The sequence below is a fragment of the Neomoorella carbonis genome, from assembly GCF_045278715.1.
Classification (GTDB): Bacteria; Bacillota; DSM-521; order Neomoorellales; family Neomoorellaceae; genus Neomoorella; species Neomoorella carbonis.
Window position 1 is genome coordinate 2,239,076 of sequence record NZ_CP136420.1, and the last position, 26,327, is coordinate 2,265,402.

The following is a 26,327-nucleotide window of genomic DNA, read 5'->3' on the forward strand; positions in this document are numbered from 1 at the left end:
GCATGTATAAATCCAGGGCTCGCCCCCGGTTATGGCCAGGAGTTGCACCACCTGCAAACCTTTCCTCAAGCGGTAAAAATTACGCCGTCCAAACTTATACTTTCTTAATATTTCTCCACCACTTTTATGTTTTAATATAAGGCGGGACAAGCTCTGCTATATTTTTTAGGAGGTGCATTGATGTTCAGGCGTTATAAAGCAAGGTTGTTACTCCTTATCTTCTTCCTGGCCGCGATGGTGGTTTTTCCCCTGGTGGCCCGGGCTACGAGCTACCAGGTGCAGCCCGGCGATACCCTGTGGCAGATTGCCCGGCGTTTTGGTACCAGCCTAGATGCTTTAAAAAGCAGCAATAATTTAAGCAGCGATATTATTTATCCAGGCCAGAACCTTTATATCCCCGATGGGGCTGCAGCAAATACCCCCGATTACACCCCCCTGAAAAAGCAAATTGAGGAGTACCTGGCCGGCCAGCCGGGAACTTACGGTGTCTTTTTTAAAGACCTTATTTCCGGCCAGTCCTTCAGCATCAATGCCGATACACCGCTGCCTGCAGCCAGCACGGTAAAGCTGCCGGCCGTCCTGTTTATCAATCACCTGGTCGCTCAGGGCAACCTGGACTGGCAGCAAAAGCTGACCTACAACAGCGCCACCGACTACCAGGGCGGCAGCGGCATCCTGCAGTTCAGCGTCAAAGACGGGGACAGGTTAACGTTAAGAACCCTGGCCACCATGGCCATTACTACCAGTGACAATATTGCTTACAATATGCTGCGCAACTTTGTCGGCAAGGGTAGTATTGCCAGTTTTATGCGGAACCTGGGCGGGCAAACCGTCTTCCCTAACGGCCAAAACTTGAGTACGGCCCGGGATATGGCAACCTATGTCCAGGCCGCCCTGGACTTCGCTAAAGTCAATCCCGACGGCCGCCGGCTCCTGGACGATATGGCCAATGGCATTTACAATGAAGGTATCCCCTTGAAGATTCCCGAAGGCGTTACCGTGGCCCACAAGGAAGGATTCATCTGGGGCAGCCCGGCAGATGTCGGCGCCGTCTTTGGCTCCCGGCCCTTTATCGTTACCGTCCTCTCCCAGGGAGTCGAAGACCCCGATCAAGGCTTTGCCAATATAGCCACCATTGCCAAAATGATGTACGACTACCAGGAAAACCTGGCCTGGAATTAGTAAAGTAAGAAGTTTTCAAGGGTGACTAGAAATTTTTAGGTAGCGCTAGTGAGAAGGATACAAAAAATATACATCGAAAATATTAGTTAGTACACAATGAAAAAAATTTGTGCCCTTACCGGTTAATTGTTCCCATTGTAAACTCACATTAAGGATTCTGCTGTAATCACCCCGCCTCGCGTCGCCCGGCGATTTCCGGGCGGATTGAAGGGAAGAGGAAATGGAACTCTAAAAAAATTTGTACTGGCCTAAAAATGACGCCATCCGTAAATCATTGCCGGTCGTGGGGAGGGCGGTTACAATGCTGGTGCTGAGTTTGAGCGAAAGAGTGGAAGATCTCCAAATAAAAACGAAGATGGAAAAGGAGCTTCTCCAGAGACTGTTAAACTCTTTTTCTTATGCCACAAAGATGTTTTCCGCCATAACAGATTTAGAAGGCAATTACCTTCTCTCCTCCGAACAGGGTGATTGCGAGTTCTGCCAGCTGGTTAAATCGAGTCCATGTGGAATGGCGCGTTGCCGGAGCTCTTATGCCTGGGCCGGGGAACAGGCCCTCAAATGGAAAGAGCCCTATATTTTTAAGTGCCATGCCGGCCTTATCTCTTGGGTCTGTCCTTTTTTCTACAGAGGTAAACATATCGGGAATTTTATCTGCGGCCAGGTGATGATGTGGCAGCCAGCCGAATTCTGTCATCACTGGATCAGGGAACTAGCGGGTGAGATAGGGCAGGACCCCGACATTTTATTGCATTCCTTAGACAGGGTTAAGTCGGTGACATCGGTAGAGATACAGGCCGCGGCCGATCTGGTGTTTATCATTACCAGTTACGTAGCCAGGAGCGAGGGCGAGATCTTTGACTTCCAGCAAAAATTGCGAAGGGTCGGTTCCTGGATATGGGCAGAAAACAAGAAACAGAAGGTTGCCGGGAGCCGGTCCACCGGAGGCAACACCGAGCAGGATCTGAACAAGCTGGGGAACCATATCTTTATCGAGATCAGGCGAGCCAATATCGAGAAGGCAAAAAAGCTGCTGGAGCAGCTAGTCCTGCAGATTTTTATTCAGAGCAAAGGGCAGCTGGAAGTTATCAAAGGACGCAGCCTGGAGCTTCTGAGTTTCTTCATCCGCACGTCCACCGAATACGGGGTAAAGTTCGGGGAAGTAATCCGCTTGAGCGATCTGAAACTGAAGGAGTTAGATGAAGCCGACACCGTGGAGAAGGTCGTCCTCTGGCTTCTGGCAGTGGGAAACGCCTTCATCGAGTTGATCGCGGCAAAGAACTCGAGCGAGGGAGAGGACATCATCAACAGAGTTGTCGATTATATCCAGAAAAACTATAGTTCCGAGAGCCTTTCTGTTAAAGAAATCGCCAGAGCCAGCTACATTAGCCCGGCGTATCTGGGTCAGCTATTCAAAAAGAAGATGGGCTATTCCCTCAAAGAGCACATCAACAAAGTGAGGATTGAACAGGCGAAGCTCCTGCTCAGGCAAACCGAACAGACCATCGAGTCGGTAGCCATACAGACAGGGTTTAAAGAGCGCAGTTATTTCTGCAAGGTTTTCAAGAAAATCACCGGCTTGAGCCCCAACGAGTACAGGAGAAAGAATTTCTTCCCATTGGCCTGAATCCCAAAACTGCCCGTGCGAACACCGCACGGGCAGCCAGTCCTTCCCTTTCAACAGGCACAATCCCTTTCCCGCTCATTGCCCCGGCTCACCAGAGATTGGGCGATACTAATGGCCTCACGGGCTGAGCTGGCGTAGGCATCCGCCCCGATGGACGCCGCAAATTCCCTCGTCACAGGCCCTCCCCCAACCAGCACCCTGACACTCTTGCGCAGGTGGTGTTTCTCCAGGGCTTTGATTACCCTGGCCATTTCGCCCATGGTTGTGGTCAATAATGCCGACATTGCCAGGATTTCCGGGCGGTGCTGCTCCACTGACCTGACAAATTCCGCCGGCGAGACATTCACACCCAGGTCGACAACCTCAAACCCGGCGTAACCCAGGGATAGAGCCACCAGGTTTTTCCCGATGTCGTGAATATCCCCTTCCACAGTGCCGATGACTATTTTCTTTCGCTTATGCAGACCTTTTTTAATGTAAGGTTTCAAAGCGAACAGACCGGCCTCTATGGCGTGGGACGCGTTGATGACATCGGGGATATAAAAATCTGCCCCCTGGTATTTATCCAGGGTCTGGACGGTTGCCGGTATCATAGCCTCCTCCAGGATCTCGTCGGCGCTCATACCAATCTGCAGCCCCGAGCTAATTGATTTCAATACGCCGTCGGCATCTCCCCTCAGGATGGCAGAAATGATATCCTGGAATATTTGGGTACGGCCGCTCAAGATATCACCGGCTTTCCTTTTTGTTCCTCTGTTAATAAATTATACACGACAATTCACTATAAATTAGCCACAACTTGTTGCCTTTTTTTCATGATCTTAAATATTGTCGTAACGTATAATGCAAGCAAGAACCCAGGAAATGGTTCGGAGGGATTTAAAACTATCGAAAAGGGTGTGATAGGCGTAGTTGACTTATAATTTTAAGTTTAACACAATTTTATCGTTAAAGAAAGCTGGATTAATCCATACCGGGTTTGGAGGTGGCAGCCGATGCTCATTGTGGGAGAATTGATCAACACCAGTCGCAAACCGATTAAAGAGGCAATTGAAAGAGAGGATGCCGCTTACATTCGTGACGTCGCGGTGCAGCAGGCGCAGGCCGGAGCGGATTACATCGATATCAACTGCGGAACGATGGTTCACAATGAACCGGAGATTATGGCCTGGCTGGTCAACACCGTGAGGGAAGCAGTGGACGTTCCCCTGTGTATCGACAGCCCCGATCCCCAGGTACTGGAGACGGGATTGAAGCTGGCGACCAAGGGCCGGCCTATGTTAAACTCCATCACCGCGGAACCGGATCGGTTTGAGGCAGTTTTGCCCATCATTAAAAACTTCAAAGCCAAGGTAGTGGCCCTGTGCATGGATAGCGACGGGATACCTTCCACCGCGGAGAAGCGAATCGAGATCGTCAAGAAGCTGGTAGAAGACCTGACAGCAGCCGGGGTTGCGAGGGACGACATCTATATCGACCCGCTGGTGAAGCCCCTCAGCACCAACGACCAGGCGGGGTTGGAAGTGATCGAAGCCGTGGGCTTTATCAGGCAGGCTTACCCCGATGTGCACATTATCTGCGGTCTCAGCAACGTCAGTTTCGGGCTGCCCAACAGGCGGACCCTCAACCAGGTCTTCATGGTGCAACTGATGACCGCCGGTATGGATTCCTACATCCTGGATCCGCTGGACAGGGAGATGATGGGCTTCTTCCACGCCTCCAGGGCGCTGCTGGGGAAGGACCCTTTCTGCACCGGCTACCTGAAGGCCCACCGCAGCGGGTTGTACAGGCGTGACTGATATCACGGCTCAATCAAAATCATTAAAAAGGAGGATTTGCCGAGATGGCCAGCTTTGAAGAACTGTCACAGGCGGTATTCGAGGGTGATGAAGCACAAGTGGTGGAGTTGACTAAGAGCTTGTTGAGCGGTGGAGCGGATCCCCTGGAAGTGATCAACAGGGGCCTGATCGCCGGCATGGACAGGGTCGGTGTCCTGTTCAAGAACAACGAGATGTTCGTACCGGAGGTCCTAATGTCGGCCAGGGCCATGAACGCCGGTGTGGAGGTGGTCAAGCAGAGCCAGCGAGCCTTCGACATGCCGTCCATCGGAAAAATTGTGCTGGGAACCGTCAAGGGGGACCTGCACGACATCGGTAAAAACCTGGTGGGTATGATGTTGGAGAGCGCTGGCTTCACGGTTTACAACCTGGGAGTGGACATCGACCCGGATAAATTCGTGGAGGCGGTTAAGAAATACCAGCCAGACATCGTGGCCATGTCCGCCCTGCTGACCACCACCATGATGAACATGAAGTCAACCATCGATGCCCTGGCCGCCGCCGGGTTGAGGGAGCAGGTGAAGGTAATCGTCGGCGGGGCGCCCATCAGCCAGGATTTTGCGGACGAAATCGGGGCGGACGGGTATGCCCCCGACGCCGCCTCGGCCACCGAACTCTGCAGGCGGCTGCTTGAGTAAGACGGCCGGGTTGACCTGTCGACGCAGGAAGCCCGGGCGGCAGCCCGGGCTATAGCCGGATGACCCTCACGGAACCATGGATTAATAATTATGGAGGGAACCATAATGGATTACAAGCCTGTTAAAACCTTCAGTGAACTGGCGGTCAAATCCCTGGATGATTTCGTCTACGGGATTGCGCCCCATCCCGTAAAAGCAAAGAACGGCATGGTGATCGGTGGAGGGACGGTTTACCCCGAGATCAACATGACCCTCCCGCCGATGAATATTGAGGAAAGCACCATGCCCGAAGTCAGAAGGCAGTATGCGGAGATGATTGAGGGGATATTAAAGCGGGCGAAGGACCTGTACGCGCCAGGCCTCATCGTGGAACTGGAACTGCTCCCGGAGACTACCATGAAGCCCGAGTGGGGGATCGAGATTAACAAGATCCTGCGGGACAAGATGCACGAGTACGAGGATAAGTACGGGCTAAAAAGCCTCCTCAGGTGTACCCCGAACGACACCAGGGAGATTCTCAGGCCGCCGCTGATGCGGCGGGGCCAACTCCTGGAAAACATGTTCATCACCTTTGAGAAATGCGCCGAGGACGGGGCTGATATCCTGTCCATTGAGTCCACGGGCGGTAAGGAGGTCCACGATGAAGCGCTTGTCACCTGCAACATCAGGAAGGCCATCTTTGCCCTGGGTGTCCTGGGGGTCAGGGACATGCGGTTCCTCTGGTCCAACATCGTCAGGATCGCCGAACGAACCGGCGCTATAGCCGGTGGAGATACGGCATGCGGGTTTGCCAACACCGCCCTCGCCCTGGCGGAACAGGGAATGATTCCCAGGGTGTTTGCGGCGGTGGACAGGGTGGCCACCATCCCCAGGAGCCTGGCGGCATTCGAAATGGGTGCCATCGGGCCTGATAAGGACTGCGGCTATGAGGGGCCATACATGAAAGCCATCGCCGGGGTACCCATTTCCATGGAAGGCAAAACGGCGGCATGTGCCCATTTAAGTGCCATCGGCAACATCGCCGCCTGTGTCTGCGACATGTGGAGCAACGAATCCGTCCAGAACGTCAAGCTGCTGAGCGCTCCGGCACCCGTGGTATCCACGGAACAGCTCATCTACGACTGCCGGCTGATGAACGAAGCGGCGGCGGACGGACGCAGCTTCGCCCTGAAGATGCGGGACTGGCTGGCCGCCTCCGATTCCAGGCTGGATCCCCAGGCCTACGTCCTGAGGCCGGACATAGTGCTGGAGATCAGCCGGGAGCTGGTCAAGGAAAAGGATGCTTTCGTTGCCACCAAAAAAGCGGCTGCCCTGGCGGTGGAGGTCATTAAGCGGGGCCTGGCCCGGGGCGAAGTTCTGGTGTCCCCCAGAGAGAAAAAGTGGCTGGACATCATCAGCACCCAAATCGAAACAATACCCGATGACGGAGAAAAGTTCTGGTACGAAATACAAAAAGAACTCGATCTTAAAAAATGGCGGCCGGAGGAATACGATCTAGAGGTAACCCATGCCTAAGCAGCTTCCGCCTGGAAATAGGGGCGGGAGCAGGAAATTCCTGAAAGGAGGCCGCTCCTGAACATGGTGGAACTTAATACGCGGCAACGCCCGCCTCCCGGCTTTGGCGCTCATCCCTATATGTTCCGCGCCACCTCATAGGCGTCCCAGATGGCACTCATAATGTTGCGGGGTTTCCGGGAGTCGCCGATTAGATATAATTCAGTTATCTTCCCCACCAGGGCGCGGTAAAGTCCCTGCTCGGGCGTAAAACCTACCGCCACAGCTACCGTGTCGGCAGGGAGGGTGGTCCTGTGGAAGAACCTGTCAATCAGCATCGCGCCTGCCTCCGTAACCTCCAGGATGGTAGTACCGGTTCGCCACTCCACCCCCTCCCGGCGGAGCATCTCCACAAGCATGATGCGATTCATATAGGGGACAGGGATGCCGGCCCGCATCAGATCGTCCAGGAGCTCTACTATGGTCACCCGTTTACCCTGTCTGGCCAGCCAGAGGGCGGTTTCGCACCCCACCAGCCCGCCGCCGATGATGACCACCTCATTACCGGCCTGCCTTTTGCCCAGCAGGAGATCGGTTGCCGTGCATACCCTATCTTTATCAATGCCGGGGACGTCGGGAATGGCCGGTTTGGAGCCGGTAGCCACCACTACCGCATCGGGTTTTTTCTCCAGGACCAGTTCCGGGGTAACTTCCCGGTTCAGGTTGATCTCGACCTGCAGTTCCTGCAGTTCGGTTTTATACCATTCCAGCAGGCGGGCGTCATCCTTTTTGAATTCCGGAACGGCGGCTGCGAGGACATGGCCGCCCAGCTGATGGCTCTTTTCATAAAGGGCTACCTGGTGTCCCCGGAGGGCGGCCACCCGCGCCGCCTCCATACCGGCCACGCCGCCGCCGATAACCATTACCTTCCGGGCCGAACTCACCCGCTCGATGCCGTACTCTTTTTCCCGGCCGCAGGAAGGGTTCACGGTACAGGACAGGGGCCGGCCCAGGAACCCCCGCCCCAGGCAGCCGTCATGGCAGCCAATGCAGGGCCGGATTCTGTTAACCCGTCCCGTCATCACTTTGCTGGCCCACTGAGCATCGGTTAACAGGCCTCGGCCGATGGCTATCATGTCTGCTTTCCCTTCAGCCAGGGCACGTTCCGCCAGGTCCGGCTCATCCATCCGCCCGGCGACAAGCACCGGCACTTGGACCACTTCTTTAAGCTTTTGGGTTAAAGGCAGGTAACAACCGTGCTCATGATAAACAGGCGGGTGGGCCCAGTACCAGGCGTCATAGGAACCGGCGTCGGCGTTAAAGGCATCATACCCGGCTTCCTCCAGGATTCTGGCTGCCGCCAGCGCTTCTTCCACATCGCGTCCTTTTTCGGCAAACACTTCTCCGGGCAATCCTCCCTGGCGCCAGTCCTTGATAAAACTTTTAATACTGAACCTGAGGAGGACGGGGAACTCTTTCCCCACCCTCCTTTTAATCTCCTGCACTATTTCGATGGGGAAGGTGAGCCTGCCCCGCAGGTCGCCGCCGTATTTATCCGTGCGGCGGTTGAACAGGGCGATGGTGAACTGGTCGAGGAGATAGCCCTCGTGCATGGCGTGGATCTCCACACCGTCAAACCCGGCCTCTACAGCTATTTCCGCCGCCTCGCCGGCCCTTTTGACCAGGGTTTCCACTTCCTTGGTCGTCAGCTCGCGGCAGGTTAGGGCCGGTTCCCAGAAGTTGGGTATGGCGGACGGCGCTACAGGTTCTCCCGCCAGCATGACCGGTGAGGCCACCCGGCCAAAGCCCATGGTCAGCTGCAGGAAAATTTTTGTGTCATAGGCGTGTACCCTTTCCGTCAGCTCGCCTGCTGTGGCGACAAAGCGAAGGGGGTTTATGGATATGTTGGGCACCAGGCCGGGTTTAAAAGGCTCGATTTCGTTTTCAACCTTGGTCACACTGGTGATGATTAACCCGGTGCCTCCCCTGGCCCGTTCAATATAATAATCTATGGCCCGTTCTGAGAAGCAGCCGTCCGGGGTTACCAGGCCCAGGACACCCATGGGAGCCATAGCGATTTTATTCTTGATCTCCACCCTGCCAATTTTTATGGGTTCAAAGAGACTGGCGAAAGCTGGCACAAAATTAACCTCCTGTTTTTAACCGGTATTTGGTATGACGTTAATTATTGTGCCCCGGGACCGGCCGTTTATTAGTCCTTCTTTATCTATTCACCCGGCTCCCTGTCCCACCGCAGGCCCCGGTAAGTTGGATGGCGCAAGCGCCCGTCCGGGGTCTGCTCCAGGTACTCCACGGTGCAGAGAAGGCGCGGTTCCACCCAGCGGGGCCGGGCCAGGCCCGGCAGAGTTTCTCCGAAGGGCGGCGGCACCGGCCTGAGTTTTTTTAGCTCCGCCAGCAACCGCCTCTCTTCTTCCCGGTCAAAGCCGGTTCCCACCTTGCCCCGGTAGACCAGTCGCCCCTGCCGGTACTCGCCCAGGATGAGGGCCCTTAAGATACGCTCACCGCTCCCGGGCTCGTACCCCACGATGATAAACTCCTCCGCGCGGGTATGCCGGAATTTGCGCCAGTGGGAGGAACGCCGTCCTGGAAGGTAGGGGCTGTCTTTGGCCTTGGCCACGACTCCCTCCAGGCCTTGCCTGGTGCAGGTCGCAAAAAAGGTAATGCCGCAGGTTTCAATAAAGCTGGAGAGGGCCAGGTTGTCCCCCGGCCGCACGGCTTCCTGGAGCAATCCTTTACGCCAGTACAGGGGCCGGGGCATGATGTTTTCGCCCCGGCAGTATAAAAGATCGAAGGCGACAAAAACGGCCGGGCTTTGCAGAGCGGCCTGCCGGATTTTCACGGGATCAGCAATTCTCCCCCGGGCCTGGAGGCGGCTGAAGGAGGGCCGGCCTTCCTCTCCCGGGATAATTATCTCCCCGTCCAGGACCGCCGGCTGCATTCCGACCCGGAGATGCAGGCCGGCCAGCTCGGGAAAAGCCGGGGTGATGTCCAGGAGATTCCTCGACTGGAGGATAGTTTTCCGGTCCAGGTAAGCCAGGCAGCGGTAACCGTCCCATTTCACCTCATAAATAAAGTCGGGGGAATCAAAGGGACGGCCAGCCACGGCCAGCATGGGCTTGATCTGAAATACCGGAAGCCGGCCGCCATTCTCCCCCGTCATGAGGTCTTGCGCCGCCGGCGCGGTTTCTTTGCTTTTTCATCCCCGGCACCAGCGCCCTTTTCCTGTTTGGCCAGTTCAATGCTGGCCTTCAGGGCCTCCATCAAATCGACCACCTTCCCTGCTGCGGGCCGCGCCGGTACCGCCACCTCTTCACCGGCGACTTTAGCTGCGATAATCTCCAGGAGGGCCTGCCGGTACGCATCGTTATATTTCTCCGGCTCAAACCGGGCCGCCAGATTGTTGATAAGAGTGACGGCCATTTTGGCCTCGTTTTCATGGATTTTGACCTCGTAGTTTAATTCCGGCAGCTGCTCCGCCGGCCTGACCTCCCGGGGGTAAAACATGGTGTGCATTACCAGGGCCCTGCCCGAGACCCTTACCGCTGCCAGGGACTCCCTGGTTCTTAAACTTACTCTCGCTATGGCAATTTTCCCCGTAGTCTCCATGGCCTGCCGCAGCAGGGCATAGGCTTTCTGCCCCATTTCACCCGGTACCAGGTAATAAGCCCTGTCAAAATAGATTGGGTCAATCTCCTCCAGGTCAACAAAGTCAAGAATGTTAATATTGCGAGTCGCCTCTTGAGGAATTCCTTCCAGGTCTTCCTCCTGCAAAATTACATACTTGCCCTTTTCGTATTCGTAACCCCGGACGATCTCCTCCGGGGGAACCTCTACCTGGCAGAAGGGGCAGTATTTCCGGTACTGGATGGGCGTCCTGCACCTGGCATGCAGGTAGTTGAATTTGAGATCGCTGCTTTCGGTGGCTTTGTATAGTTTCACCGGCACATTGACCAGGCCGAAGCTGATGGCGCCTTTCCAGAGGGGGCGCACGGCTCTCACCTCGAGGTTGTCCAGCGGTAACCCGGGCCCTCCCGGCACCAGCTACCTTTGCGCCCGGGCTTTGCCTGTAGTATCTCCGCCCGGTAGGCAGGCAATACGCCGGTGTGAGTCAATTCCATGGTGGTCATGGTGGGGGAGTTCCTGACGGCTGCCGTCATTGTCGCTCCAGGCTTCTTCGGTTACGGCCTAGCCCGGGGTGGGGCCCGACCTACTGGCTGATGGCGCTACTGGTCTGGCGACAAATATAACAAAATTTCATTTTACAGATTACATATGGGAATATATAATAGCATTGGCGGTGCAGACAGGCAAAGCCGCACCCCATTTTGGTTTGGGGAGGAGATATTGTGAACAAACCTGTAAAGCTGGCTATTATTTCTACAGGCATTGCCATCAATATTATTGGCAGTATGGTATCTTCCACGGTGAAACTCCCGATCTTTCTGGACAGCGTCGGCACTATGCTTGCGGCAGTGCTCCTGGGTCCCTGGCCGGGGGCTTTGACCGGGCTTCTTGGCAATATTATCCAGGGTGTATTAACGGATCCGGCAAGCATACCTTTTGGTATTGTCAATGCAGTCATCGGTCTAGTTGTAGGCTACCTGTCGCTAAAGCGCGGCTTTGAAGATTATGTTACCCCTTTGCTGGCCGGATTGATCCTGGCAATACTTTGCCCGGTGGTAGGCACCCCCATCGCGGTGTACCTTTTCGGAGGTGTTACCGGTGGCGGTGTGGATATTTTGTATGCTATTTTCCTAAAAAAAGAAATGGGTATATTTACCTCCGCTTTTCTGGCCCGTATTCCAGCGAACCTTGTCGATAAACTTTTGAGCGCTTATATGGTCATGCTGGTAATACGTAAGTTTCCTCCCGCCATGAAAATGAAAAGGGCTAGTTTTTAACTTTCAGATAAGGATAGTGAATCCACCAAATATGACGTTCAGGGTTGAGACACGCGCGATAATAGCAATTATCGCGCTTTTGGCAGTTACTACAATCCCCACCTGGAAGCAACTGGCTGCCAATCTGGTCGCCCTTTTGATTTTCGCTACGTCGGCCGGTGTTCTTAAAGAGGTAGTAAAGCGCCTTTGGCCATGTGCCTCTTTGTTGGCGGCAATGCTTATAATTCATAGTCTCTTTAATCCTGCCAACCAGCATTACTGGTGGGTGTTCGGCCTGGAGGGGACAGTATATGCCCTGAGGTTGGCATTGCGTTTATTGTGTATTTTAATTATTTTGCATTACCTAATCTCTACTACCCCGCCTTTTGAGTTCGTAAAATTGTTCAACAAAATTCATCCGGATCTGGGAATGATAGTCAGCATGTTCCTTGCAATAATGCCCGCTTTGCAGAAACAGTTCATTACCACTCTGGAAATTCAGGAAGTGCGGGGGTTGATTAAGACCAATTCGCTCCCGGCGCGGCTAAGGGCTTACCTGGCAGTTTTGGTCCCAATAGTCATCCACTCTATTAATCATGCGTATAGCCTGGCCCAGCTTCTATATCTGCGCGGTTACAGCGGGCGCCACATCGGGCTGGCCCGGGAGCCGGCTAAACGAAGCGAAAAGGTGGCCATCGGGCTGTCCGCCGTATACCTGCTGGCCAATGTGCTTGTGGCATACAGGTGGTATTAGATGAAAGAGGCAGGCATCCAAGTTGAGTCTTTGAGCCTTTTTTATCCCGGGAACCCCAGACCGGCTTTGCAAGGTGTCAATTTAACCGTATATCAGGGGGAGATAGCCTTTTTAGTTGGCGGCAATTTAAGCGGCAAGACCTCCCTCCTGCGGTGCCTTGCTGGTTTAATTCCCGGAGTGCTGCCCGGTAAATGGCGGGGCCGGATCCTGGTGGCCAACAAAAGCCTGAACGCGGAGGGCAACGAGCGTGCGCCTGCAGGCGTGATCCTCCAGAATTCCGATTTATATCTCTTGCCTCGGGTATACGACGAATTGGCGCTCCCTTTGGTAAATTCCGGGTTGACATCCCGGGAGGTCGAAAAGAGGATCGTACTCCTGGCGGAAGAACTAGGAATATGTCATCTACTGAACAGGCAGATGAGCAGCCTGTCAGGAGGCGAGCGTCAAAAGGTGGCTTTTGCCGCCGCCATTGCGGTTGATTATCCAGTTATACTGTGCGATGAGCCTTTTGAACAGGCGGATGCGGAAGCGGCTGAGGCGATGCTTTCCCTTTTAAGAAGGAAAGCAGCTTCAGGGGGTACGGTTCTCATTGCAACTCGCTATTTTGAGTATGCCCGTTATTTTGCTGACCGGATCATACTAATCAGGGACGGGGCCGTGATTGCGCAGGACAGGTCCGGCAATGCTGAAAAAATCGCTGGAATGGTGCCGGAGTGCCGAATCAGCCGGCGGCAGCGATCTCAGGCTACTATTATGACCGTCTCCGGTTCCAGGGAGCTCTTTTTTGAAGGCGTCACGCATCTTTTTGACAGCGGGCAAGGTATCAAAAATGTTTCTTTAGAAGTCTGTAAGGGCGAAGTAGTGGCAATTATGGGCCCCAACGGGTCGGGCAAAACTACTCTGCTCAAGCATACGGTCGGCCTTTTAAGACCCCAAAAGGGGCGGGTTTGGTTGCGCGAGACAGAAACCTCGCGGCTTCCCGTAGGCCTGCTGGCTGAGAAAATCGGCATGTTATTTCAAAATCCCGACGACCAGATATTTAATGAAAGAGTGGACCGCGAAATAGCCTGTAGCTTAAGGGCGCGTGGCGCACGGTGGAATGAAGCTCTCAAAGAAGCAGCCCATTGGCTTGCCAAAATTGGGCAGGCCCAAATAGCCGCTAGCCACCCGCATTCCTTACCTTATTCGCTGCGGCAAATAGTATCCTTAGTGTCGGTTTTGATCAACCGGCCGGAGATAATAGTGCTTGATGAACCCTTCAAATCCCTGGACTATCGGAATGTAGAAATACTCATGTCAATTATACTTGAGCTACGGCAAGAAAAGGACAACCCCATAATCCTAGTGACTCATGATCCAACTGTAACCCTGCTTTACGCCAATCGAGTAGTTTTCTTTGATCATGGCGAAATAGTTCTGCAGGGGGTCCCGCAAGATATTTTCTTTTCTACCCAGTTCCGGAATTTAAGCTTGAGCAGGCACCCGTTTATAAGGGGGCTACTAAATAGCAATAACCATTAACCATCGTAAATAATAAGGGAATGGCTTTCTTTTTATCACTTGCAGCAACCTTCTCATGACATCCTGGCTTAGACTGGAGGTGATGAAAATTAGGCGTAGCCGCAAAATAGCTTTGGTGAGCCATTGTATCCTCAACACCAACGCCAAAATCGAGGGAACAGCTAGCTATCCTGCCGCGCTGCAGCAGGTTGTCGGGCTTCTCCTCGCCCACCATTATGGGATTATCCAGCTCCCCTGCCCGGAGCTGAGGGCAATGGGACTGAGAAGGTGGGGGCAGGTAGTCGAACAATATGCAAACCCCTTTTTTACCGAAGCTGTCCGCTCTATGCTGGTTCCTACCCTGATGGAGATCCAGGAATATGTCCGCAACGGGTACAGGGTGGACTTCCTTATAGGTATTGACAAGAGCCCGTCTTGCGGGGTGAATTTGACCTGCTCGGGGGACTGGGGAGGTGAAATAGGAATAAAGAAGCTTACTGAAAGCATGGTGGTTAAAGGTGAAGGGGTAATGATTAGGGTTCTGCGCCAGGAGATGGAAAAACTGGGCATACCCCTTACAATGGTAGGTGTGGATGAAGATAACCTTAGTTTATCAATTGAAGCAATAAAACAGGCTATGCTGAGGGCGGGATCCTAAAACCCTTGCCCGGCCCGCAGTCCTCGATATGGGCCAGGGCTCACCTCCTGCCCGGGCTTTACCTGTAGTATCTCCGCCCGGCAGCAGGCAATCGCCGGTGTGAGCCAGTTCCATGGCTGCCAGCACCGTGCTCAAAATAAAAATCCGGCCCCCGGGCCGTTATACGAAGTCTGTACCAGGATAAATTTAGAAGATACTTTCTACCTGTACCTCAAAGCCAACTATCACCCGCGACTTAACCGTCCCCTGCTGTTCTGCTTCCTGATCGAGGACAAATTTTCCTTCCTGCCGGCAAAAAACCTGCACTGATTTATGTTGGGGATCGACAATCCAATATTCCCTGACGCCTTTCTTTTCATAGACCTTGTACTTGCTGCGCAGGTCGTAATAACCCGTACTGGGGGAGAGTATCTCCGCCACCAGGTCCGGGGCGCCGTTGATACGTTTTTCTTCTATAATAGGTAGCTTTTCGTTAGAAATAAAAATTATGTCCGGTTGATAGGTTTCCGTATCGTCTAGGTAGACGTCCAGGGGAGCATGCAACACAATGCCCAGCCCTTTGTCCAGGACAAAGCCCGCCATTTTTAATTCCAACTTCATGGATACCATTTGGTGATAGGGTGTAGGCGAAGGTGTCATTACCAGTTCCCCCCCGATAAGCTGATAGGGTGACCCCTCCGGGAGGCGGCAATAGTCTTCATAAGTATACCGTTCTCGACCCACCGCTAGTTCTGCCAGACTAACTCCCATTTTCCTACACCTCCGTTCCCTTGGTTCTGCTTTTTACCGGCAGTTTTTTCTTTATTCTATCTGAAAGTTACCGGGTGAGCAAGCATAAGGAGTACCCGCTCCCGGCAGCTCGGTTAGCTAAGATCACTTTTTCCCCATAGGATTAAGTTCGGTTTGCCATTCTTTTACCGCCTACGATGTCGCTAAAATAAACCTGGCCGACCTTAATAAGGAGCCTATCCAAGTCTCCTCTTAATTATATCGTTCTATCGGGTTTATTTATCTCTTTCCAGGCAGGCCAACCAAAGAGGTGAGCCAGTTGGTTGTATATCCATTTAGATTCTTTCGTAAGTAAAGGACCCAGAATAGCCATAAGCAACACATACAGGGCTGCAAAGGGTTGTAGCACCGGCAGTAATCCGCCGGTCTTCGCAAGATTGGCGAGGATGATAGAAAATTCTCCGCGGGGGGTAATGGTAAGCCCGATATTGGTACACCCCCGGTACGAATAACCGGCCATTCGTCCGGCAAGAATACCAGCAAGAAAATTGCCTGTTAATGTTGCCGCTACGGCAGTCAGGACCGGCCTGACGGCCCCTCCCAAGGTTAAAGGGTCGATGCTCAAACCGAAGCTGAAAAAAAACAGGGCCCCGAAAAAATCACGGAACGGCACGACAATATGCTCGATGCGGTCGAGATGGTCTGTCTCGGCTAAAATTAAACCCACAAGCAAGGCACCAATAGCTTCCGCCACATGGATAGTCTCTGAAAAACCGGCTACCAGGGTGAGGAAAGCAAAGACTATGAGCATAAAAACTTCATCGGAAGGAACGTTAAGCAGCCTGTTAATTAACGGTGCCAGTTTGCGGCCGGCGAGGATTAAGCCCAGCATAAATCCCAGGGCAAGGGAGGTAGATTTCAACACGCTCGCCGGTGAGGCCGAACCTGTAAGGACCAGACCGGAAATGATGGATAGATATACCGCTACGAATACGTCCTGGAATAACATAAGCCCCAGGATCATCTCGGTTTCCGGCCGTGCCGTTCGCTTTAGGTCAACCAGAACCTTGGCAACGATGGCGCTTGAGGAAATAGAAATAAGCCCGGCTACCACCAGGGTTTCCCGCAACGGCCAACCCCAAATTATAGGTAGAACCATGCCGAGGGTAAAATTTATGGCCATATAGATGGTTCCACCCACCAGAATCGAGCGGCCTGCCTTTAATAATCTCCCGACGGAAAACTCCAGGCCGAGGCTGAAAAGGAGAAAGAGTATCCCTACCCGCCCCATAAAATCTATCAAAGGCGCGGTTTTAATAAAGCGAAAATCCAGGATGCCGATTACCGGCGCATGGGGGCCTACAACCATACCGGCAAGGATCAAGAGCGGTACAATAGAAACGCGGAACCTGGCGGCAAGGATCCCGGCAAAAGCTACGATAGCTAATGCCAGCCCGATTTCAAGGAGCACCTGTTCGGGCATAACTATATGCCCCCGTGCAAAATCAGCTCTTTACAAGCCTTTACCTGCTTCCTGTCCCCTAAAACCACAATTGTTGCTCCCGGGGTGATGATTTCTTCCGGTCCCGGGTTGAGGACTTTTTCGTCTTTTTTAATTATAGCTATAATGGCAGCGCCCGTTTTTTTGCGGATATCCAAATCCCCGATAGTTTTCCCTATTGCTTGGGCATCTCTCTCCACTTTATACCATTCAAAAACCATGTCATCCAGGGCCATTTCAACCGTTTCCAGTGCTTTTGGCTCGTAGGCCATACCGCCGAGAATACCTGCCACACGGCGCGCTTCCGTGTCGTCCAAGGTGACCATGGAGATGCTTTCCTCCGGGTCATTACTGTCAAAATGATAAATTTCCCGTCGGCCATCATCGTGTACGACAATGACCATCTTATCCCCGCTGCGGGTTTCAATTTGGAATTTTTTCCCGATACCGGGAAGCTCGGTCTCTTTTATCGACATCTAACTTCCCCCTTGCTTATAATTCACCGCGGCTTTATTTCATTTTAACATAAACCTTCCGGTTGCCAAAGCTAAGCATACCCTGCTGCTTTATATGGCCAGCTCTAACAGGGGTGTTAAATCATTGGGGCGCTCCAGGAGTTCCCGGTACAAGTCGCCCCATTCTTCCAGGCGGCGCCTGATGGTATGGATATTGAAATCTCCGGGATTAATCTTTTTCGCCGCCACTTCTTCCCAGGTCAAGGGGGCGGAAACCGGGGCTCCGGGCAGGGGCCGCAGGCTGTAAGGAAAGGCCATGGAGCGTCCCCGCACGTTCTGCAGGTAGTCCAGATAGACTTTGCCCCGGCGCTTTTGGATAAGGTGTTCGGTGGTAGCCTTGCGGGGGTAAACTTGGACAATGAGCTGCGCCAGGTATCCCATGGCAGCCGTAACTTCCCGGAAGGTCCAGCGGGGATAAAGGGGGATGAAAATATGCAGGCCCCTGGCGCCTGAAGTTTTGGGGTAGCCGGTGAGGTGGAGTTCCTTTAAAGCCTGGTTGACCAGGAGGGCGATTTCCAGCACATCAGCAAAGGTTGCCCCTGCCGCAGGATCGAGGTCCATGACGGCAAGATCCGGGTATTCCAGGTGGCCGGCCCGGGAAAGCCAGGCGTGGATCTCGATGCACCCCTGGTTGGCCAGCCAGGCCAGGGTTGCTTCGTTATTGCAGAGGACGTAATTGATGGTTTTATCGCTATCGGCGTGATAGACAGGCAGGGTCGCCACCCACTCCGGGGCATAGGCAGGGCACTCTTTCTGGTAAAAGGCCTCTCCTGTTATGCCGTCCGGGTAGCGCTTCAGGACCAGGGGGCGGTCCCGCAGGTAAGGCAGGATGACGGGGGCCATGTCGACATAATATTCGACCAGGTCCAGCTTGGTCAGCCCCTCCGGCCAGAAGATTTTGTCCGGGTTGGTCAGCCGGAGCTGCTGTCCCGGCAACCGGAGCCGCATATAGGGCTCCCCGTTAACCCGCGGTCCTGTTGTCGTTTCCCGGTCCATTTCCCTGCCGCCACCCCCTGTCCTGCCGGCCTGCCGGTAGTATTCCCCACCCCGGTTAAAGTTCATTCGGGCGCATCAGGGGCTTCATTATCATGGGCATGCTAGAGCCCGGGTAAAAATTTGCCATAAAGACGGGAACCATTGCCTCCCTTCCGGCGTCTGTAAAATTAGGTAAAGACGAAAGGAGGCATAATCCATGTATCACGCCCCAAAAACACTTAAGCCCCTGGCCCTGCTGGCCCTTTTCTTCCTGCTGGCGGGGCTCTTCCCCGCCCCGGCCGGAGCGGCGGGTGTAACTATTTTTGTCGACGGCCGGGAGCTAAACCCGGAGGAGCCGGCCGTAATCCAGGACGGCTGCGTCCTGGCGCCCGTACGGGCCCTGGCACAGGCCCTCCGGGCGCAGGTAGCCTGGAAGGAGGCGAGCAGGGAAATAATAATAACGAGGCCGCAGACAACCATCAGGATGGTCGCCGGCAGCAAAGATGTATTTAAAAACGATATAAAGTACACCCTGGCCGTACCCTTGCAGGTGCGCAACGGCCGCGTACTGGCGCCGGTGCGCTTCCTGGCGGAATCCCTGGGCGCCGGGGTCTCCTGGAACAGCCTGACCCTGACGGTAGCCATCACCACCCCGCCGCCTGCGGTACCGGAACGGGTGTACGCGGCGCCCTTCCCGGCCAGGGTGGCCTTCACCGCCAACAACAACCTCTGGCTCCTGGACGGCAGCCAGGCCGGGGCCGGGCCGGTCCGGGTGACGAAGGACGGCGCCGTGCAAATCCTGGGCTGGTCCCCCGACGGCCAGTGGCTGGCCTACCTGCAGTGGGAGACGCCGAATTTCCGGGCCGGCAAGCCCTACCTGTGGGTGGTGAGGGCCGACGGCAGCGGCGCCTTCCAGGTAGACTCGCGGCCGGTGCTGGCAAAGGCGGCCTGGTCCCCGGCAGCCAGCATCCTGGCCTACAGTACCCAGGGCCCGGCGGGCGGCTACGCCCCGGATATGAACCTGAAGCTCGCCGCTATAGAAAGCGGCAAGGCTAAAGTAACGGCGCTGATACCGGACAAAGGTGAGCTGGTGGAAGACTTCGCCTGGGCCCCGGACGGCCAGAGCCTGGCCATCTCCCTGCCGCGCACGCAGGATGAACCCCTGCGCATTGACCGCCTGACCTTAAAGGGCGAACGCAGCAACCTTCTAACCCTGGGCGAGGCCGGCACTCCCATAGGTGAGGTCTACCCCTCCTTTGCTTATGGTCTTAGCTGGTCGCCCGACGGCCGCTACCTGGCCTATCACCTGCACCCCAACTCGGCGTCCCTGGCCGCCGACGGCGTCGACCTTCAGGTCCTGGATCTGGAGCAGCCCGGCAAGCCCTTGGACCTGGGGGTAACCCTTAATTACTCCGGGTGGCTGGCCTGGTCCCCGGACGGCAGCCGGCTGGCCTATATCCGGGGCGGCGGCCGGGATGCCACTATTGACAAGCGACTTACCATCGTAGACCTGGAGGCCGGGGGTAAGATCACGGACTACGGCCAGGCCGGCCAGGTAGATACTATGCCGGTGTGGCTGCCCGCCGCAGATGGCGGCGTCCTCTTGTGCCGCGGCCCGGAGAATAAGTACTGGGAGGGCAACCAGCAAAACGACGCCCGGGTCCTGGTGCCCGGCCAGCGCATTTGGTGGCAGAAACTCGATGGTCCGGCCGTGCCCGTAACCTCCGGCCCGGCGGGCTCCGCCGACTACTACCCCTCAGTCTCCCCGGACGGCCAGAATCTCACCTACTTGCGCCTGGACCGCCGCGACAGCGGTTCCATCTACCAGCAGCCCCTGGCCGGCGGCCCGGCGGTAGAACTGGTGCGGAACGTAACCGGCTCGTCCGGTTACTACGGCAACTACCACCCCGCCTGGGTGAGCATCTACTACCTGGACCAAACCGTCCGGGTAAGCGGGAAACTGGTGGTCAGCGACGTGGAAGGCCGCCATTATGAGCTGGAAACAGCCCGGGGGCGCCTGGTCCTGGTGCCGGACAAAGATTATCCTGCCGCGGCCCGGGACCTGGAAAAATACGCCGGCCAGGAGGTAATGATAACCGGCGTTATCACCCGGGAAGCCAGCCTGTATATGCGCGGTCCCTTGCTGCGGGTCCGGTCCGTCACCCCGACCGGTGGCACACCGGCCTCTGCCGCCCGGCTTACCAGCTTTGCCATTGACCGGCCCAACCTGGTGGTTAAGGGCCGGTATCTGGCCCGGGTGGAGATCTGGGCCATACCGGCGGGAACGGGTATAACGGAGAAGGATTACACCCTCCTGGGCCCGGCCGTCAAGAAAGTGGAAACCGGCGGTGAACAGGTCTGGACCTTTCCCATCCCCCGGGAAACTATCCTGGCTACCGCGCTCTTTGCCCGGGGCTATGATGAACAGGGCCGCGATGTCGGCAGGGTCTCCCTGCCTGTAATCGGTGTTACCGAACTGAACAAGGCCCTGGGCACTGTGAGCAATTAACCATCTGGCTACCAGAAGCTTTAGCTCCGGTTAACTGGAGCTAAAGCTTTTTTAATTAACCTGCCGGGCGGTGCCCTACCAGACCGGTCGGCTGTAATACTTGAGCCCCTGGAGGACACGAACGATAGCGACTCTTCTGATCACCCCTTGTAACCGCTGCGCAGGTATAGTAAAATAAGCTAGAAAGCCGTTGTAATAACTTTATCAATTTAATAACACTTATGCCATCCCTTTTCAGGCAAAAACTCCCGGGAAGGTGAACTCTTGCTGGCCTTTAGACTGCTAGCCGTCTTCGCCCTGATGATGCTCCTCCTCTGGGTGCGGGCCCCCCTGGTACCGGTAATCTTCGGGAGTTCCTGCCTCCTCGCCATCCTTTACCGCCTCGGCCCGGCCGCCTTGCTGACCGCTTTCGGGCAGACCCTTACGGATCCGGCCACCATAGAACTGGAGATAGTTCTCGTCCTGATTATGTCTCTGGAACACCTCCTGGGAAAGCATGGATACCTGGAAAGGATGCTGGCCAGTTTACGTCGCCTCCTGCATAACCGCCGCCTCCTGTTAGCGGTGTTGCCAGCCTTGATCGGCTTGATGCCCTCCCTGGGGGGTGCCTTGTTTTCTGCCCCCCTGGTCGCCCAGGCGGCGGCCGACACACCCCTCACCCCGGAAGAAAAAAGCTTCGTCAATTATTTTTACCGCCACATATGGGAGTATTGCCTGCCCCTCTACCCGAGTCTTTTAATAACCGCCCGTGTTTGCGGGATACCCCTGGCGCAATTAATCCGGAATACGGTTCCCTATGCCCTGCTGGTGGCCCTGCTGGGAATACCCGTCCTGCGGCGCATCCCGGTGGTCAAGGAGCACAGCAGTACCGGCTATTTTCTCCTTGCCAGGGAGGTCCTCATCAACGTCTCCCCGGTCCTGGCCGTAGTTTTAATGGTCCTGCTGCTGCAGGTCAAGATCTGGGCCGCCGTGGGCCTCGTGGTGGCGGTGCTCATGTTGCGCCACCGTTATACCCCCTTCCAGGCCCTCCGGTTGTGCCGGGAAGCACTCCAGGTAAAAACCCTGCTCCTTGTTCTAGGTATCATGTTCTTCAAGCAAATAATTTTAGAAACCAAAGCCGTTGACGGCCTGGCCTACCTCCTGGAAACGCTGGCCATCCCGGAGTTCGTGGTTTTCGGGACGTTCGGCTTCCTGGTCGGTTTGATCACCGGCACGGTTTCTTACTCCATGGGTATAATTTTTCCCCTGGTGGTGGCTGCTGCCGGTGGTCAGGTAGAAATGGCCCTGGTGGTATTTGTCTTTGTGGCCACATTTACCGGGGCCATGTTTACTCCCATGCACCTGTGCCTGACATTGACCGTCGATTTCTTCAAGGCCGACCTGCGTAAAGTCCTCAAGATGCTCATCCTCCCGGAAACCGCCCTCCTCTCCGTAGCCACCGCCCTGTATGTTATGTTTAACTGATTGAAGCCCGCTACCTTTCAGTGGCTAACGGCCTCCTTTATGCCCGGGCGACCTGACATATATTAACAGTTGACAACCGCCCGAAGGAGAATTATATTTTAGTTAATTAGATACCTTTCTAAATAACTCGGGCGGGAAGGGTGAAAAGCGATGGGCTTAAACACCCTCTTCAAGGCCCTGGGCGATGACACCCGCCGGGAAATCCTGCGCCGGCTGGCCCGGGGGGATATGGCCGCCGGGGAGATTGCCGCAGCCTTCGACCTCTCCTGGCCGACCATCTCCCACCACCTCAGTGTCCTCAAGGAAGCCGGGCTGGTGCAAGATGAAAAGAAGGGCCAGTACGTCATCTATTCCCTGAACACCACTGTTTTTCAGGATATTGCGGGATGGCTGTTCGACCTGCTGGGGACAATAAAGGAGCGACAACCAGCCAAAAAAGGGGAGGCGCGTAAAGAGAATGGAAAATAGGTATCGCATTACCGGTAAAATGATAGCCCGCGACTGGCCCGCTTTGATGGCCCTGGGGGCCATGTTCGTCGCCGGCATCATTCTCTACCCCCACCTGCCGGACCTGGTCCCGGCCCACTGGAACTTCCGGGGCGAGGTTGATAATTACTTCAACCGCTTCTGGGGCGCCTTCGCCCTGCCCCTGATGACCGGCGGTATTTACCTGCTCCTGCTTTTGGTCCCTTACCTGGATCCTAGGCGAGAAAACTACCCTCGCTTTGACCGGGCCTACCAGATGGTACGCCTGGGACTGGTCCTCTTTATGGGGGTGATTTATGCCACCACCCTGGTCGTAGCCCTGGGCGGCCCGGCCAACCTGGTCGGCCGGGTTGTACCCCTGGCGGTAGGGTTGCTCTTTATCCTGATCGGCAACTATCTCCCCCAGGCGCGTCTCAATTACTTCTTCGGCGTCCGCACCCCCTGGACCCTGGCCAATGAGGAAGTCTGGCGGCGTACCCACCGCTTTTCCGGTTATGCCTTTATCCTGGCCGGGTTCATGTTCATCGTCGCGGCCTTCCTGCCGCCGCCGGCCAACTTCGTCCTGGGCCTGGCCGGCCCGGTTATAGCCGTCAGTAGTACCATAGTTTATTCTTATCTGGCCTTCCGCCAGGTGTCGCCCTAAAAAACTCCGCGGAAAGGAAGGGTTTCCTGTACCGGTTTAATAAAGGGTGGAGGCGGGGTATAAGTCAGCGGCAGCAGGCAGTAAAAGGCCCGGCATTATTGCCGGGCCAATTTATAATCAAGTCCGGGAACTGCGTTACCGGTAAATATTACCCGTTGATTAACGTGCATATTGCCGCTATAAATTATGGACTTCGGGCTTTAGCGGCCTTTAGCGGCGCTCCGGGGCCGTTTGGCGGCCCCGTATTCCTATTACTTTACATAGTTTACATTATCTTTTTTAATCCTTTCTACGGTAAATTTATCGCCTGCTTTGTAGCCTACAGCTACAGCGCACATGATTTCGTAACCTTCGGGAATGCCCGTTCTGGCAGTCAGTCCCTTATCGGCTGCAAAGGCGAGCTTAGGGGTAATCAGATAGCAGGAACCCAGCCCCAGAGCTGTTGCGGCAATGGTCATGCTGGTAGCAGCGCAAGATGTGGTGGCAAGGCTATAAGGCCCTTCCGGTGGCGTCCATAGTAACACTCCTTAATTTTTTATTTATTCAACTATAATTATAGCCGATTATCCCGCCTTCATCTGGCCTGATTGACGTTGTCCCCCGGCAGGTCGCAGGTCAACAAGGTCTCCGAGGTTTCATCAGCCATAACTACCAGGCCGCCCTCCGGGTCGGCGATCAGGCTGTTGCCCAGGCTCACCATGCCGATGTGGCTGCCCACGGCGTTGGCCAGGAGGACGTAACAGCGGTTCTCCACCGCCCTGGCGATGGGCAGGGCGCGGTTTTTAGGCAGCTTCCAGCGGGCCTCGCCCGGTTGGTAGTAGTGGGCGGAAAGGATGAACAGGGCCCTGGCCCCTTCCGCCGCGATCTGCCGGGCCAGTTCGGGGTAATTCTGGTCGCGGCAGATGATGACCCCGAACCGGTATCCTTTATAGCTAAAGACCAGGTGCCCGGCGCCCGGGGTAAAATAGCGGGCCTCGGCCTCCGTCAGGTAGATCTTGCGGTAGGTGTGGACGCTGCCGTCGGGCAGGAACACCGAAGCGGCGTTGAACAGCCGGTCGCCGGCAAACTCGGCCCGGCCGACAAGCAAACCCACACCCAGGTCGACCGCTCCCCGGGCGATCCTGGCCAGGGTACCATCCAGTTCCTCCTTAAACCCCGGCCGGCCCAGGACAGCCGGGTTATATCCCGTCAGGCTCATTTCCGGAAAAGCCAGCAGTTCCACGCCCCGCCCGGCTGCTTCCGCGGCCAGGCGTAAGATTGCCGCTTCATTTACCGCCAGGCTGTCGGCGATAAACATCTGGGCCGCGCCTACACGCAAAGTCATCGCCCCCGTGGTATATTTTCCCGCTCCTATCTTACTATACCGGGTGCGGTGCGGCAAGGCGCTGCCAGAGTTCCTCCGGTCCCAGCTGTGCCTGCCGACCTTACCAGAAACCGGATTAAACCTTATACCATTTCCGGCTTACTGCCGGCCGGTAACGCCGCCTATCATGGCCGCCGTGATGGCCGGGTTTTGCCGCAGTTTGCCCAGGTCCCCGGGTTTACCGGTCACTACCAGGCCGTAGTAACGGATGCCGTTCTGCTGCAGGTAATCTGCAATACGCTTGAGTTTAGCGGAGGAATAGCTGGGTACCTCGCTCAAACGGCGGAGCTCCTCGATGAACTGGGCCTCGGTGAGCTGCCTTTCCCCGTTGAAAGGAATACCCACCAGCCGGTGGGCCAGGTAGCTTCCCAGGCCGGGATCTTTCTGGCTGGCCGCGGCAATCTCCTCGTTGCTGTAGGCGGCAACCGCGCCCCAGAGGGGCACTACGCCGGCGGGCAGCAGGGCCTCCATTTCCTGTTTGGTCAGCAGGCGGTCAAAGGAGAGAGCCATTTCCACCGTATCCCCTGCCGGGATGCTGTCCAACCGGTCGAACTCCCGGGGCAGCTGCTCGTGTTTTACTGCCGGGTGAAAGAACTTCAGCACCGGTACCATACCCGGCAGGAAGTAGTCTTTACCGCCGGCGGCCTTAACAACAGTATAGTCCGGGTCCCAAATCAGTTCTCCACCCCAGATTTGGAACTCCACCGTGGCCGTGCCCACGTAGACAGGCCGATCTCCGACCATACGCACCAGGAGGTACTCCTTCTGCCGCCCCAGCCAGCCCTCGTCACGCCACGGGCCGGCAATGGCCACGGTGTTCGGGGTGCTGTAACGAACCAGCTCCGGGTAATAAAGCCCGATCCGGTTGTCCTGCAGGTCGAGGAGGTACCTGGTACCAATATAAAAAAGGCTCAGAACGGTTACCAGTACCACCAGGCTGATCAGAACTGACCGCACCGTGCTGCGCCAACGCACCCGGCGGAGAAAACGGGCCTCATCGAAAAACGCTTCTCCTTTTTCCTTTCCTTCCTTTTTCATCTTCGACCCTCCAAAATCCTGTTATATTCCGCCTTAAACCTTTGCCTGGCCCGGTAGAGCTTTACTTTTACCGTATTGGGTTTCATTTTCAGTAGCTTCGCTATTTCTTCCCCCTTGAGCCCCAGGTTATATTTCAGCACCAGGAGCGCCCGTTCGGTAGGTTCCAGCCGGTTCAGGGCAGCCATAATCTCCTGCCGCCTTTCCTGCTGGAGGGCCTTTGCCTCCGGACATCCGGCTGCTTCTTCCGGTTCTGCGTCCGGGAGGTATAGAAGGGATACACCCCTGCCGGCCCGGCGCAGCCAGTCGATAAATTTATGCCGGGCGACGGTGATGACCCAGGCCTGCAGTTTTCCCGGCTGCACCCCGTCCAGGTGCAGGCAGGCCGCCACCATAGTCTCCTGGGCCAGGTCTTCTGCGTCTTCACGGGTCAAGCCCAGGCTAACCAGGTAGCGGTAAGCCAGCCGGTGCAACTCCTGCCACAACGGCCACCTCCTCCTTTTTGTTTCTCTATAAAA

General features: G+C 55.5%; 25 protein-coding genes. 13 read left to right on the top strand and 12 right to left on the bottom strand.

Annotated features, from left to right (window positions below; translation table 11 throughout):
- Positions 1–180 precede the first annotated feature (180 nt).
- Together MCACP_RS11445 and MCACP_RS11450 are read left to right on the top strand one after the other, a co-directional pair.
- Positions 181–1,182: a serine hydrolase gene (locus tag MCACP_RS11445; protein ID WP_406676875.1), complete on the top strand. Its 1,002-nt coding sequence runs from the start codon at positions 181–183 to the stop codon at positions 1,180–1,182.
- A gap of 238 nt (positions 1,183–1,420) precedes the next feature.
- On the top strand, positions 1,421–2,806 hold the full coding sequence (locus MCACP_RS11450; RefSeq protein ID WP_406676876.1) for a PocR ligand-binding domain-containing protein: 1,386 nt from the start codon (positions 1,421–1,423) through the stop codon (positions 2,804–2,806).
- 50 nt (positions 2,807–2,856) lie between these two features.
- Here MCACP_RS11450 and MCACP_RS11455 read toward each other — a convergent pair whose 3' ends face one another.
- Complete coding sequence (locus MCACP_RS11455) at positions 2,857–3,531, bottom strand: corrinoid protein (RefSeq protein ID WP_406676877.1); 675 nt, start codon at positions 3,529–3,531, stop codon at positions 2,857–2,859.
- 270 nt (positions 3,532–3,801) lie between these two features.
- On the opposite strand from MCACP_RS11455, the gene MCACP_RS11460 reads away from it, so the two are divergent.
- The 3 genes from MCACP_RS11460 to MCACP_RS11470 all read left to right on the top strand — a co-directional run bounded on the left by MCACP_RS11460 (position 3,802) and on the right by MCACP_RS11470 (position 6,797).
- Entirely contained in the window at positions 3,802–4,605 is an 804-nt protein-coding gene (locus tag MCACP_RS11460; protein ID WP_406676878.1) for a methyltetrahydrofolate cobalamin methyltransferase, read from the top strand.
- Positions 4,606–4,649: 44 nt separating this feature from the next.
- A complete protein-coding gene (locus MCACP_RS11465) occupies positions 4,650–5,282 on the top strand; it encodes a cobalamin B12-binding domain-containing protein (RefSeq protein WP_406676879.1) in 633 nt (210 codons plus the stop codon).
- A 105-nt stretch (positions 5,283–5,387) separates the two neighbouring features.
- Positions 5,388–6,797: a methyltransferase MtaB domain-containing protein gene (locus MCACP_RS11470; protein WP_406676880.1), complete on the top strand. Its 1,410-nt coding sequence runs from the start codon at positions 5,388–5,390 to the stop codon at positions 6,795–6,797.
- A 116-nt stretch (positions 6,798–6,913) separates the two neighbouring features.
- On the opposite strand, the gene MCACP_RS11475 is transcribed toward MCACP_RS11470, so the two are convergent.
- The 3 genes from MCACP_RS11475 to MCACP_RS11485 all read right to left on the bottom strand — a co-directional run bounded on the left by MCACP_RS11475 (position 6,914) and on the right by MCACP_RS11485 (position 10,787).
- Positions 6,914–8,917, bottom strand: coding sequence for an FAD-dependent oxidoreductase (locus MCACP_RS11475; RefSeq protein WP_406676881.1), 2,004 nt, complete (start codon positions 8,915–8,917; stop codon positions 6,914–6,916).
- 86 nt (positions 8,918–9,003) lie between these two features.
- Positions 9,004–9,957 carry a non-homologous end-joining DNA ligase gene (gene ligD / locus MCACP_RS11480; RefSeq protein WP_406676882.1) on the bottom strand — a complete coding sequence of 318 codons (954 nt, stop codon included), beginning with the start codon at positions 9,955–9,957 and terminating at the stop codon, positions 9,004–9,006.
- Positions 9,954–10,787, bottom strand: a complete 834-nt coding sequence (locus tag MCACP_RS11485) for a Ku protein (RefSeq protein ID WP_406676883.1) — start codon at positions 10,785–10,787, stop codon at positions 9,954–9,956. The genes ligD (MCACP_RS11480) and MCACP_RS11485 overlap by 4 nt, the downstream gene beginning before the upstream one ends.
- A gap of 356 nt (positions 10,788–11,143) precedes the next feature.
- Here MCACP_RS11485 and MCACP_RS11490 point away from each other — a divergent pair, with 356 nt between their 5' ends.
- The 4 genes from MCACP_RS11490 (at position 11,144) to MCACP_RS11505 (ending at position 14,589) form a co-directional block, all read left to right on the top strand.
- Positions 11,144–11,698: a CD3073 family putative ECF transporter S component gene (locus MCACP_RS11490; RefSeq protein WP_406676884.1), complete on the top strand. Its 555-nt coding sequence runs from the start codon at positions 11,144–11,146 to the stop codon at positions 11,696–11,698.
- A gap of 31 nt (positions 11,699–11,729) precedes the next feature.
- Positions 11,730–12,431 carry an energy-coupling factor transporter transmembrane component T family protein gene (locus MCACP_RS11495; protein WP_406676886.1) on the top strand — a complete coding sequence of 234 codons (702 nt, stop codon included), beginning with the start codon at positions 11,730–11,732 and terminating at the stop codon, positions 12,429–12,431.
- Positions 12,432–13,952: an ABC transporter ATP-binding protein gene (locus MCACP_RS11500; protein WP_406676887.1), complete on the top strand. Its 1,521-nt coding sequence runs from the start codon at positions 12,432–12,434 to the stop codon at positions 13,950–13,952.
- An 82-nt stretch (positions 13,953–14,034) separates the two neighbouring features.
- Positions 14,035–14,589: a CD3072 family TudS-related putative desulfidase gene (locus MCACP_RS11505; RefSeq protein WP_406676888.1), complete on the top strand. Its 555-nt coding sequence runs from the start codon at positions 14,035–14,037 to the stop codon at positions 14,587–14,589.
- Between the two features lie 186 nt (positions 14,590–14,775).
- Here MCACP_RS11505 and MCACP_RS11510 read toward each other — a convergent pair whose 3' ends face one another.
- The 4 genes from MCACP_RS11510 to ligD (MCACP_RS11525) all read right to left on the bottom strand — a co-directional run bounded on the left by MCACP_RS11510 (position 14,776) and on the right by ligD (MCACP_RS11525) (position 18,330).
- Positions 14,776–15,339: a Uma2 family endonuclease gene (locus tag MCACP_RS11510; protein ID WP_075517356.1), complete on the bottom strand. Its 564-nt coding sequence runs from the start codon at positions 15,337–15,339 to the stop codon at positions 14,776–14,778.
- Positions 15,340–15,574: 235 nt separating this feature from the next.
- Positions 15,575–16,801: a cation:proton antiporter gene (locus MCACP_RS11515; RefSeq protein WP_406676889.1), complete on the bottom strand. Its 1,227-nt coding sequence runs from the start codon at positions 16,799–16,801 to the stop codon at positions 15,575–15,577.
- 2 nt (positions 16,802–16,803) lie between these two features.
- Positions 16,804–17,295: a cation:proton antiporter regulatory subunit gene (locus tag MCACP_RS11520; RefSeq protein WP_406676890.1), complete on the bottom strand. Its 492-nt coding sequence runs from the start codon at positions 17,293–17,295 to the stop codon at positions 16,804–16,806.
- Between the two features lie 90 nt (positions 17,296–17,385).
- Positions 17,386–18,330 carry a non-homologous end-joining DNA ligase gene (gene ligD, locus MCACP_RS11525; protein ID WP_406678748.1) on the bottom strand — a complete coding sequence of 315 codons (945 nt, stop codon included), beginning with the start codon at positions 18,328–18,330 and terminating at the stop codon, positions 17,386–17,388.
- Between the two features lie 196 nt (positions 18,331–18,526).
- On the opposite strand from ligD (MCACP_RS11525), the gene MCACP_RS11530 reads away from it, so the two are divergent.
- From MCACP_RS11530 to MCACP_RS11545, 4 genes are all read left to right on the top strand, one after another.
- Positions 18,527–20,818 carry a stalk domain-containing protein gene (locus MCACP_RS11530; RefSeq protein ID WP_406676891.1) on the top strand — a complete coding sequence of 764 codons (2,292 nt, stop codon included), beginning with the start codon at positions 18,527–18,529 and terminating at the stop codon, positions 20,816–20,818.
- A 264-nt stretch (positions 20,819–21,082) separates the two neighbouring features.
- Positions 21,083–22,282 (top strand): DUF401 family protein, encoded by a 1,200-nt coding sequence (locus tag MCACP_RS11535; RefSeq protein ID WP_406676892.1) that lies wholly within the window; start codon positions 21,083–21,085, stop codon positions 22,280–22,282.
- 150 nt (positions 22,283–22,432) lie between these two features.
- The gene (locus MCACP_RS11540) at positions 22,433–22,750 is read left to right on the top strand and encodes an autorepressor SdpR family transcription factor (protein WP_406676893.1); all 318 of its coding nucleotides are present in this window, start codon (positions 22,433–22,435) and stop codon (positions 22,748–22,750) included.
- On the top strand, positions 22,740–23,411 hold the full coding sequence (locus MCACP_RS11545; RefSeq protein ID WP_406676894.1) for an SdpI family protein: 672 nt from the start codon (positions 22,740–22,742) through the stop codon (positions 23,409–23,411). The genes MCACP_RS11540 and MCACP_RS11545 overlap by 11 nt, the downstream gene beginning before the upstream one ends.
- Before the next feature lie 251 nt (positions 23,412–23,662).
- Here MCACP_RS11545 and MCACP_RS11550 read toward each other — a convergent pair whose 3' ends face one another.
- The 4 genes from MCACP_RS11550 to MCACP_RS11565 form a co-directional block, all read right to left on the bottom strand.
- Positions 23,663–23,935 (bottom strand): nitroreductase family protein, encoded by a 273-nt coding sequence (locus MCACP_RS11550; RefSeq protein ID WP_406676895.1) that lies wholly within the window; start codon positions 23,933–23,935, stop codon positions 23,663–23,665.
- A 50-nt stretch (positions 23,936–23,985) separates the two neighbouring features.
- On the bottom strand, positions 23,986–24,735 hold the full coding sequence (locus MCACP_RS11555) for a carbon-nitrogen hydrolase family protein (RefSeq protein ID WP_406676896.1): 750 nt from the start codon (positions 24,733–24,735) through the stop codon (positions 23,986–23,988).
- A gap of 138 nt (positions 24,736–24,873) precedes the next feature.
- Complete coding sequence (locus MCACP_RS11560) at positions 24,874–25,812, bottom strand: anti sigma factor C-terminal domain-containing protein (RefSeq protein WP_406676897.1); 939 nt, start codon at positions 25,810–25,812, stop codon at positions 24,874–24,876.
- Entirely contained in the window at positions 25,809–26,294 is a 486-nt protein-coding gene (locus MCACP_RS11565; protein WP_406676898.1) for an RNA polymerase sigma factor, read from the bottom strand. Before MCACP_RS11565 ends, MCACP_RS11560 begins: the two co-directional genes overlap by 4 nt.
- Between the last annotated feature and the right edge of the window lie 33 nt (positions 26,295–26,327).

What these genes read in the sequence shown, in the direction of transcription:
- MCACP_RS11445 (WP_406676875.1), top strand. Translation starts at nt 181, where the DNA reads ATGTTCAGGCGTTATAAAGCAAGGTTGTTACTCCTTATCTTCTTCCTG.
- MCACP_RS11460 (WP_406676878.1), top strand. Translation starts at nt 3,802, where the DNA reads ATGCTCATTGTGGGAGAATTGATCAACACCAGTCGCAAACCGATTAAA.
- MCACP_RS11465 (WP_406676879.1), top strand. Translation starts at nt 4,650, where the DNA reads ATGGCCAGCTTTGAAGAACTGTCACAGGCGGTATTCGAGGGTGATGAA.
- MCACP_RS11470 (WP_406676880.1), top strand. Translation starts at nt 5,388, where the DNA reads ATGGATTACAAGCCTGTTAAAACCTTCAGTGAACTGGCGGTCAAATCC.
- ligD (WP_406676882.1), bottom strand. Translation starts at nt 9,957, where the DNA reads ATGACGGGGGAGAATGGCGGCCGGCTTCCGGTATTTCAGATCAAGCCC.
- MCACP_RS11495 (WP_406676886.1), top strand. Translation starts at nt 11,730, where the DNA reads ATGACGTTCAGGGTTGAGACACGCGCGATAATAGCAATTATCGCGCTT.
- MCACP_RS11500 (WP_406676887.1), top strand. Translation starts at nt 12,432, where the DNA reads ATGAAAGAGGCAGGCATCCAAGTTGAGTCTTTGAGCCTTTTTTATCCC.
- MCACP_RS11505 (WP_406676888.1), top strand. Translation starts at nt 14,035, where the DNA reads ATGAAAATTAGGCGTAGCCGCAAAATAGCTTTGGTGAGCCATTGTATC.
- MCACP_RS11510 (WP_075517356.1), bottom strand. Translation starts at nt 15,339, where the DNA reads ATGGGAGTTAGTCTGGCAGAACTAGCGGTGGGTCGAGAACGGTATACT.
- MCACP_RS11515 (WP_406676889.1), bottom strand. Translation starts at nt 16,801, where the DNA reads ATGCCCGAACAGGTGCTCCTTGAAATCGGGCTGGCATTAGCTATCGTA.
- MCACP_RS11520 (WP_406676890.1), bottom strand. Translation starts at nt 17,295, where the DNA reads ATGTCGATAAAAGAGACCGAGCTTCCCGGTATCGGGAAAAAATTCCAA.
- ligD (WP_406678748.1), bottom strand. Translation starts at nt 18,330, where the DNA reads ATGGACCGGGAAACGACAACAGGACCGCGGGTTAACGGGGAGCCCTAT.
- MCACP_RS11530 (WP_406676891.1), top strand. Translation starts at nt 18,527, where the DNA reads ATGTATCACGCCCCAAAAACACTTAAGCCCCTGGCCCTGCTGGCCCTT.
- MCACP_RS11540 (WP_406676893.1), top strand. Translation starts at nt 22,433, where the DNA reads ATGGGCTTAAACACCCTCTTCAAGGCCCTGGGCGATGACACCCGCCGG.
- MCACP_RS11545 (WP_406676894.1), top strand. Translation starts at nt 22,740, where the DNA reads ATGGAAAATAGGTATCGCATTACCGGTAAAATGATAGCCCGCGACTGG.
- MCACP_RS11555 (WP_406676896.1), bottom strand. Translation starts at nt 24,735, where the DNA reads ATGACTTTGCGTGTAGGCGCGGCCCAGATGTTTATCGCCGACAGCCTG.
- MCACP_RS11560 (WP_406676897.1), bottom strand. Translation starts at nt 25,812, where the DNA reads ATGAAAAAGGAAGGAAAGGAAAAAGGAGAAGCGTTTTTCGATGAGGCC.